Origin of the sequence: Intestinibacter sp., from assembly GCF_022780145.1 — a bacterium.
In the GTDB taxonomy this organism is placed as follows: domain Bacteria; phylum Bacillota; class Clostridia; order Peptostreptococcales; family Peptostreptococcaceae; genus Intestinibacter.
In genome coordinates this window covers 1-9331 of record NZ_JALEXO010000304.1, presented here as the reverse complement: position 1 = coordinate 9331, position 9331 = coordinate 1, and the positions used below count along the sequence as shown (strand labels likewise).

General features: G+C 33.8%; 8 protein-coding genes. 3 read left to right on the top strand and 5 right to left on the bottom strand.

The genetic code is table 11. The features are described 5' to 3' along the window. From MR593_RS11445 to MR593_RS11430, 4 genes are all read right to left on the bottom strand, one after another. Nucleotides 1-727, bottom strand: a 727-nt coding sequence (locus MR593_RS11445; RefSeq protein WP_290692979.1) for a hypothetical protein, incomplete at its 3' end; no start/stop codon positions are given. A 23-nt stretch (nucleotides 728-750) separates the two neighbouring features. Beyond that, nucleotides 751-1437, bottom strand: a complete 687-nt coding sequence (locus MR593_RS11440; protein ID WP_290692977.1) for a response regulator transcription factor — start codon at nucleotides 1435-1437, stop codon at nucleotides 751-753. A gap of 58 nt (nucleotides 1438-1495) precedes the next feature. After that, on the bottom strand, nucleotides 1496-2347 hold the full coding sequence (locus tag MR593_RS11435; RefSeq protein ID WP_290692975.1) for an alpha/beta hydrolase family protein: 852 nt from the start codon (nucleotides 2345-2347) through the stop codon (nucleotides 1496-1498). A gap of 10 nt (nucleotides 2348-2357) precedes the next feature. Then, on the bottom strand, nucleotides 2358-3839 hold the full coding sequence (locus tag MR593_RS11430) for a histidine kinase (protein WP_290692973.1): 1482 nt from the start codon (nucleotides 3837-3839) through the stop codon (nucleotides 2358-2360). 105 nt (nucleotides 3840-3944) lie between these two features. Here MR593_RS11430 and MR593_RS11425 point away from each other — a divergent pair, with 105 nt between their 5' ends. The 3 genes from MR593_RS11425 to MR593_RS11415 all read left to right on the top strand — a co-directional run bounded on the left by MR593_RS11425 (nucleotide 3945) and on the right by MR593_RS11415 (nucleotide 8058). Then, a complete protein-coding gene (locus tag MR593_RS11425; protein WP_290692971.1) occupies nucleotides 3945-5282 on the top strand; it encodes an MATE family efflux transporter in 1338 nt (445 codons plus the stop codon). A 44-nt stretch (nucleotides 5283-5326) separates the two neighbouring features. Further along, nucleotides 5327-6610: an amidohydrolase family protein gene (locus MR593_RS11420; protein WP_290692969.1), complete on the top strand. Its 1284-nt coding sequence runs from the start codon at nucleotides 5327-5329 to the stop codon at nucleotides 6608-6610. 152 nt (nucleotides 6611-6762) lie between these two features. After that, the gene (locus tag MR593_RS11415; protein WP_290692967.1) at nucleotides 6763-8058 is read left to right on the top strand and encodes an amidohydrolase family protein; all 1296 of its coding nucleotides are present in this window, start codon (nucleotides 6763-6765) and stop codon (nucleotides 8056-8058) included. Nucleotides 8059-8131: 73 nt separating this feature from the next. Here MR593_RS11415 and MR593_RS11410 read toward each other — a convergent pair. Then, on the bottom strand, nucleotides 8132-9331 hold a 1200-nt coding region (locus MR593_RS11410; protein ID WP_290692965.1), incomplete at its 5' end, for an amidohydrolase.

Sequence of the window (9331 nt, the reverse complement as noted above, 5' to 3'; positions counted from 1 at the left end):
AAATAATTTCTGTAACCTTGTTTTTTTCCTTCACATAATAGTATTCATTTCTGCTTATTATAGAATAAGAGTCTGGAAAATCTATTTCTACAAAAATAGCTACAATCATGCTATTTGCATTTATCTTGGCTGTGTATTTTATATATAAATTTTGAAAGCTATCTACTATAATACTTTTAGTAGGTGTTACCATATAGCTATCGATATTTTCATCATCAAGAAGCTTTTTTACATCACTCAAGGCCGTAATTATACAAACATCGTCGTATTTTTCTAAGTTACCTTTGTGAAAATCGATAGCCTCTTCTGTTATATCGTTTCTATATTCATCTACTTCATAAAGCATAATATTTACATCATCTACATCTATACCGATGGCTTTGTACACCTCTTCAATAGTATTTTTTGAATATGTATCTATGCTTATATTTTTTATGTTCTTTTTTAAATACAATGCTTTTAAAAAAGCAATAGATAGAGAGCTTTCATGTAGAGGAAAATACCCCCATATACACTCCTCTTTCAAATAGGATTTCACAAATTTATAAACTACTACACCGACAAACATTATTGCATCGTACTTTTTCTGTATACTTCCTACAATTTCGATTGCTTTTGTATAATCGTCGTAAATAACAAAATCAACATCTATATCATCTATATTTTGTTCAACAATATCTTTTATAACATTTGCCGTATACACTGGCGCAATCAAAGCAACTTTCATATCTTCACTTCCTAAAACTATCTTTATTTATTTTTTTCAGAAAGGTACATAGCAGGCGTCTTTCCTGTAGCATTTTTAAAATTTTTATAGAAATTATTTAAGCTGTCGTATCCAGTCATAAGGGCGACCTCCTTTACGCTTAATTCACCGTTATCGAATAATTCTATCGCCTTATCTATACGTACCTTATTTATGTATTTATTTATAGTAGTTCCCATATGAGTTTTAAATAGCTTCGATATATAGTCAGGAGATAAATACAAGTTAGCTGCTATAGCTTTAAGTTCTATTTTTTTATCGTAATTTGAATGAATATATTGTATTACATCGTTTACAGTATTATTAGATGTAAACTTCCACCCCATAACTCTATTAATAGATGCTGTAAGCTGCTCGAATTCAATAGGCTTTAGTATTATATCCTTTGCTCCAAGTCGCAAGGATTTTTGGGCGTATTCAAACGATTCAAATGCAGTTATAACTATAAATTTTGTATCTGAGACAGACTTCATAACTTCAAATCCATCTACTACAGGCATTTTTATATCTAGAAATACTAGCTGAGGTTTTAGTTTGTTTATAATCTCTATACCCTCGTCCCCTCTGCTCGCAGTCCCAACTATATCAAGAGGTAAGTTCTCTTTTTTTACAAAATACTTAATAATAGAAACTACTGCTGCTTCATCGTCTATAATTACTGTTTTTATCAATTTCGTCTCTCCTCAGTTTTTATTTATAATTATTACATATCTATTAAATCAGATATTTCTATTTTTCATTTATAACTTTTTCTAAAAACTCAGCTACTGTTTGAGCTAGCCAAACTCTCTTGTTAGCATAAGAGTGATCTGTATCTGCAAATGCTTCAGTTAAATTGTTTTTGTTGTATTTTTTAATTTCGCTGGCTAGTTTATCGTGGTGTAAGTATTTTTTGCTCACTGTGTCTCTAGTTCCAACAGTTATAAGTAGTTTTTCATTCGCTAGAGCTTCTGCCTTATCTGGAAGATTCCACTTATCTCCGTTATCTAGACATTCTTGCATTAAGGCTTCTGCACTTGTTCCGTTTAGAGGAGCTTGAGCAGTTTTGTACATTTCAAATGCTTCGTTTTTTTCTTTTTCATCGTAATGACCTATTTTTCCTATAAGTCCGAAATCGTATGGGCTTATAGCTACAGATGCCTTTATTCTTTCATCGCAGGCATGAGTTAATGTCATAAATCCACCCATGCTGTGTCCTATTAAAAATATATTATTTGTATCTATATTGAATTGTTTTACTGTATTTTCATCGACTAAATAATCTATTCCAGCCTTTACGTCCTCCATACAATGTGTAAATGAATAAGTTCCCTTTACTCCCCAGCAACCTCTGTAGTGAAATCTCAATACATTCATACCACATCTTCTAAGTGCATGCGCTAGATCTATTGGATCGTCGTAGCCTGGAAATCCATGTAATAATAATGCCGTTGGATGAGGTCCTTCTCCTTGAGCCTTTAACATAAATCCATTTAAATTACTTCCATGACTTACTACACCGGCATATAATAAATCTGGTAAAAATTTGCTATCTCCTTCAAATACTTCTACATCCTTTGTAACATAAGTTTTATCAAACATTATCTTCCTCCTATAAGTTATAATTTTTTGTTATATTGATTATTGGAATATCTAAAATAAAATTAGTCTGATCCTTTTCATTTGAGACGACATCCATTTTGAAGTTGTTTCCAAATGCAAACTGCAGCTTATTGTGTATTAAAGATAGTCCGTGACCGCTGTTGTTGTGTATTTTTTGTATAACTACGCAAACATCGTGATCAGATAGATACGATCCGTTATTTTTTACAACTATTCTAACTCTGTCATTGTATAATCCTGTAGATATTTTTAATTTTTTCTTATCTACACTGTCTTTAAATCCATGGACAAAGGCATTTTCTACTATCGGCTGTAAAAAATTAAATGGGACACTTATATTGTTGTATGTCTCATCTAAATCGTACTCTACTTCAAGCTCGTCTGAATATCTTATTTTTTGAAGATTCAAATATTTTTTCACATAATCTATTTCCTTCTCAAGCTCAGTAAACTCAGATTCTACCTTCATCGTATATCTAAAAAGCTTGCTTAAATCAATTATAGCACTATACAGGTCAAAACAGTCATTTTCAAGTGCCATACTAGCCATTGAATTTAAGGTGTTGAATAAGAAATGGTGATTTATCTTCAAATTTGTGACCTTTTCTTTTTCCTTTATTAGGTTGTTTTTTAGTTCCTCTCCTAATTTTGAAGTTTTTTCTATAGCCATATTTTTCTCTTGGACTTCATTTCTTAAATTTGCAAATCCGTAGTAATTGACTATGCTCTTTGCTATTTGGATAAGAAGTCTCTTTATACTTATGGCTGTTCCAGTCGGAGTATCGTAAATATCCTTGTGGTCGTTTTTCTTTCCGTCTGATGCAAGCAGTATGTGGCCTCCTCTTATATAGCCTATTATATCGCCCTCGTAAATTATAGGTATGTGGTAAATAGTCAGTCCATGGCTGCATTTAAACGAATACTGCTCGTCCTCTGAATTATTTTTAGGAGTTAAACATTCACAATATTTAAACCTACCATTTAATAATCCACATGTTCTTATACAGTAGTTGTTAAAGCATTTCGTCTGCAAAAGTAGATTCCATGAAGAATCGTAAATAGTTATAGGTATATTTAGTGGCTCTATAAATTGAGTTTGTATCGTCTCTATTATGCTTTTTAATCCATCTAGTTTTTGTCCTTCATAGTCGTAGTTATTTACTATGACTGGATTTGAGACTAGTAATTCTCTAAGAGGAACCTCACCTATATTATGTGTCTCATGGGTAGCTCCACCGTCTATATATACGAAGTCGCCAGCCTTTACATGTTTTTTATTTCCATTTATTACATGTACTCCTTCCCCCGATATAACATAAAGCATTTGCTCCTCGCTATAGTGGGTGTGCTTTGGCTGACTTTTTCCAGGGAGAACTACAGATATTCTAATGTCCATTAGCTGTTTTTTGTCGTTTTCGTCGTGGATATGCCTCCACTCTATATATCCCCATTCAGTTCTTTGTATCTTCATAATTTTAGCCCCTTGTGATATATTTATTATATTCTTTATTTTAAAACTAAATTGAATTAACACGCAATAATTTTATACAAAATATTAAATTGAGGAGGTTTTTTTATGGAAATGTCGATTAAAAAAAATTTTAATACATTTGAGCTTTTGCTGTTTTCATTTCCGTCTATGATAAATATGATGTTTGTCTCGTTATATCAAAGTGTAGACGGACTTTTTATTTCAAATTTAGTTGGGACAGATGCCCTGTCTGCTGTAAATATTGTCTATCCATTTATAAGCGTCATCGTAGGAATCGGCATAATGCTTGGAACTGGAGGCAGCGCAATTATAGGTATAAATCTCGGTATGAATAACGATGATGAGGCTCGCAAAAATTTTACTAGAATTGTAGTGCTTGGATTAATAGTTAGCACGGTAATATCTATTTTTGGATATATTTTTATGGATGAAATTCTCCACCTATTAGGTGCAAACGAACGATTGATGCCCTATTGCGTGGATTATTATAAAATTCAAATTTGGTTTATGCCGGCTATGATAGTTCAGATAATGTTTAGCAATTTCTTTATAACTGCCAGCATGCCTGGTGTGGGACTGTTTTTATCTACTGCTGCTGGAGTTACAAACGCCGTTTTAGATTATGTTTTTATAAAAATATTTCATATGGGAATAGCAGGTGCTTCCCTTGCTACTGTAACTGGATATTTGATTCCATGTGTGTTTGCATTAGTTTATTTTACATTTGTTCGAAAAGGAGATCTATACTTTGTAAAAAGTGACTTTTGCCTCGATACTATTTTAAAAACATGTGGAAATGGTTCGTCTGAGCTTATAAGCAATCTAGCAGTCAGTGTTACTACTCTTTTGATAAACTACACTATGCTCAAATTAGTGGGAGAAGACGGTGTAGCTGCATTTACTGTAGTTTTGTATACTCAGTTTTTGTTTACTTCTATATTTATGGGCTTTTCTGAAGGAGTTGCACCTGTTATCAGCTATAATTACGGTAGCCAAAATAGAGAACAGTTCGATAGAATTACTAAAATATGCAAGAATACAATCGGATATATGTCTGTTCTTATGATTTTATCTGCGTTTATTTTTGCTAAACAGGTTGTCGGAATTTTTATTCCCGCCGATTCTTCTGCTTACGATATTACTCTTTTAGGTTATAAAATTTTCTCTGTAAATTATATTTTTGCTGGATTTAATATTTACGCCTCTAATTTTTTTACGGCTATATCAAATGGGAAGGTATCAGCGCTGATTTCCTCTCTTAGAACTTTTGTGTTTACTGTTTTGGGGCTTATAACTCTTCCTTATTTATTTGAAAATGGGATTTGGTTTGCAATACCTATTGCAGAGATGGTGACGCTTGTAGTTTCTATTTATTTTCTTAGAAAGCCTGTGATTTTTCTTCATAATCTAAACGCTGACTAAAAGTAGTATAATATAGTATAAATATTTTTTAGGAGGGGAACTGTATGTCCAAAAAAACTGCATTTATAAATTGTACAATCTTAGATGGAACTAAGGATATGATTCCACAAGAAAACATGACTGTACTTGTGGAGGATAAAAAAATTATCGACATAAAAAAATCAAACGATACTTTATCTGGTTACGACGTAATTGATTTAGATGGACGCTACTTACTGCCTGGACTTATAAATTTACACGTACATCTCCCAGGAAGCGGTAAACCATCAGATAAAGCTCAAAGCCCTAAAAAAGTGCAAAAGCTCATGAAAAATCCTATCTCAAGATTTGTAGTGAGAAAAATGTGCGCTAACTACGCCAAAACTCAGCTACTATCTGGTACGACTACTATCAGAACAGTCGGCGGTCTCGGGAATATAGATTCTACTATTAGAAATAAAATCAACTCAGGTGAAATTTTAGGACCTAGAATGCTAGTATCTGATATGGCTATTTCAGTTCCAGGTGGTCATATGGCAGGCGTACTTGCATATGAAGCAACTAGCGAAGAAGAATGCAAAGCTTTAATCAGAAAGATCGCCGAAAATAAACCTGATTTAATTAAATTAATGGTAACTGGCGGTGTTTTAGATGCGACTGTCAAGGGCGAACCAGGTGTACTTAGAATGCCTTATGAATATGTTAAAGCATGTTGTGATGAAGCTCATAGACTTGGATATACAGTAGCAGCACATGTAGAGAGCCCAGAAGGAGTCAAGGTAGCGCTAAAAGCAGGTGTAGATACTATAGAACACGGCGCTGTGATGGACGAAGAAATTTTAACATTATTTAAAGAAAAAGGTGCCAGCAACATATGCACAATTTCACCAGGGCTACCTCTTGCCAAGCTAGATCCAAAGCTAACAGGAAGCACAGAGCTAACTAAGTTTAACGGAAACATCGTGCTAGACGGAATCATCTCATCAGCCAAAGCAGCACTTGAAAACGACATTCCAGTCGGACTAGGTACAGACAGCGCTTGTCCTTTTATAACTCAATACGATATGTGGAGAGAGATTTATTACTTCAGCAAATTTGTAGGTGTTTCAAATTCCTTTGCAATACACACAGCCACACTTAAAAACGCCGAAATCATCGGTCTTGACAAGGAAATAGGCTCTATAGAAGTAGGTAAATACGCCGATATGTTGATTGTAGATAAAAATCCTATTGACGATTTAAAAGCACTTCGTACTCCTTATATGGTAGTTGCAAACGGAAATGTTATAAAAGAACCTAAGATTAAGAAGATAGCTGTTATAGAAGAATCTCTAGATAGTCAATTATAGAAAACCTTCAAAGTTGTATGGTTACATTCAGTAGATATGCAACTTTAATTTGTGTACTAAAAAATAATTTAATAAATACAATATTTTTAATCCATTTTATTCCAAAAGTAGTATAATGTATACAATAAATATTTTTTAAGAGGGTGATCTATATGTTTAAAAAAACAGCATTTATAAACTGTACAGTATTAAATGGGACAAAAGATATGGCCCCACAAGAAAATATGTCAGTATTGGTAGAAGGTAAAAAAATTACTGATATAAAAAAATCAATTGATACTTCAATTGATGACCTAGATGGTTATGAAGTAATCGATTTAGGAGGTCGTTACTTATTACCTGGACTAATAAACCTACATGTCCATCTTGCAGGAAGTGGTGCTCCATCAAGTAAGATACCATCTCTTGAAGAAGCACAAAAAATTACATCAGATCCTAATTTAAAGGCAGAAGCAGTAAAAACTTGCGCTGATTATGCTAAAACTCAATTGTTGTCTGGTACAACTACTATTAGAACAGTAGGTGATATTGACAACGTGGTTTCTACTGTTAGAAATAAAATCAACGCTGGTGAAATTGTAGGACCTAGAATATTAGCAGCCGATATGGCAATTTCTGTTCCAGGAGGTCATATGGCAGGTATTCTTGCATATGAAGCAACTAGCGAAGAAGAATGTAAGGAACTAGTTAGAAAAGTTGCCGAAAATAAACCTGATTTAATTAAATTAATGGTAACTGGTGGTGTCTTAGATGCAACTGTCAAAGGTGAACCAGGTATACTTAGAATGCCTTATGAATATGTTAAAGCTTGTTGTGATGAAGCTCACAAACTTGGACTCAAAGTAGCTGCACACGTAGAAAGTCCTGAAGGTGTTAAGGTCGCACTAAAAGGTGGTGTAGATACTATAGAACATAGTGCTAAACCAGATGACGAAATTATAAAATTATTTAAAGAAACAGGTGCAAGTGATACATGTACAATATCACCCGCAATACCTCTTGCTAAATTAGATCCAGAACTTACAGGAAGCACAGAACTTACAAAATTCAATGGAAATGTAGTACTAGAAGGAATTATTTCATCAGCTAAAGCAGCTCTTGAAAATGGAATACCTGTTGGACTTGGTACAGATAGTGCTTGTCCTTTTGTAACTCAATACGATATGTGGAGAGAATTGGCTTACTTCAAGAAATTTGTAGGTGTTTCAGCTTCTTTTGCAATACATACAGCTACACTTGGAAATGCTAAAATAGCAGGTATAGATAAAGAAACTGGATCTATAGAAGTAGGTAAATGCGCTGATATGTTAATCGTAAACGAAAATCCTCTAGATGATTTAACAGTACTTCGTAATCCTTATATGGTAGTTGGAAACGGAAACGTTATAAAAGAACCTAAAGTAGATAAAATACCTGTTATAGAAGAAGCTCTAGATGGTCAATTATAAAATTATATTTGTTTTAAAATTGATATAATATGAAAATAGGAGATAGTTCGATAATTGAACATCTCCTATTTTATTATTTAGCTTTATAAACAGTATTTCCTTCTTTTATAGTTTCTAATACTTTTATATTTCTTATCTCGTCGATATCTACCTTAAGTGGATTTTTATCTAGGATAACTAAATCAGCCAATTTATTTTCTTTAATAGTTCCCTTTATATCCTCTTCAAAATACTGATAAGCGGCATTTTTAGTCACAGCCTCTATCGCAGCAAGTACTGGTATTCTTTGATTTTCACCTAATACAGTTCCATTATTCATTTTTCTAGCAGCTGCTATCCATATAGTTTCAAGCATATTTGGCTCTATAACTGGAGCATCTTGGTGGAAGGTGAACTTGATACCCTCGTCTAGTGCGGTCTTAGTTGGAGATATTTGGCTCGCTCTTTCAAGCCCAAAGTTTTCGACATGTATATGTCCCCAGTGGTAGACATGCCCTACGAAAAACGACGGTATCATTCCCAATCTCTTGACTTCTGGCAATTGGTCTACTCCTATCAGCTGTGCATGTATTATAACTGGTCTTATGTCTTCCGTAGTGTTTAATTTTTCCTTGGCTATTTTGTATTGTTCTAAGTACTGAGCCACAGCAGCATCACCGTTGCAGTGAGCTAGAAGCTGCATATTTTCTTTTAGAGCTATTTCTATTTGTTTCTCTAATTCGTCTTCACTCATCACAGGATAAGCTCTATATCCCTCTTGACCCTTGTAATCAGTTCTCATATAAGCAGTTCTCGCCTGTGGTGAACCGTCTAGAAAAGTTTTGAAGCCTCCGATTTTGAAATGATTGTGGTACTCTTTTATACATCCCTGCATTTTTTCCAAAACCTTGTCCTTTTCTTTTATATCTACGTATCCTATATAGTCTAGCTTAAGCATTTTCGAATGTGCTATATAAGCCAATAAATCAGCTAATAAAGGCATGACCATTCCCTCTTGCATAGTAGTTATACCATAAGAAGCGTAGTCATCCTGTGCTTTTATAACTGCCTTCATAAGTTCCTCTGTAGATGGCATCGGAACTCTTTGGACGTTGTTGATAAACGCATTTTCCTCAAGGTATCCAGTAAGCTCTCCATTTTCCTTGAAAATAACTCCACCCTCTGGATCTGGTGTATCGTTAGTTATGCCTAGCTCCTTCATTGCTAGTGAATTTGCCACACCGTTGTGACCTGATTTGTTAGAAATTATAAGCGGATTTTCAGGTGCTATTTT

What these genes read in the sequence shown, in the direction of transcription:
- MR593_RS11435 (WP_290692975.1), bottom strand. Translation starts at nt 2,347, where the DNA reads ATGTTTGATAAAACTTATGTTACAAAGGATGTAGAAGTATTTGAAGGA.
- MR593_RS11430 (WP_290692973.1), bottom strand. Translation starts at nt 3,839, where the DNA reads ATGAAGATACAAAGAACTGAATGGGGATATATAGAGTGGAGGCATATC.
- MR593_RS11425 (WP_290692971.1), top strand. Translation starts at nt 3,945, where the DNA reads ATGGAAATGTCGATTAAAAAAAATTTTAATACATTTGAGCTTTTGCTG.
- MR593_RS11420 (WP_290692969.1), top strand. Translation starts at nt 5,327, where the DNA reads ATGTCCAAAAAAACTGCATTTATAAATTGTACAATCTTAGATGGAACT.
- MR593_RS11415 (WP_290692967.1), top strand. Translation starts at nt 6,763, where the DNA reads ATGTTTAAAAAAACAGCATTTATAAACTGTACAGTATTAAATGGGACA.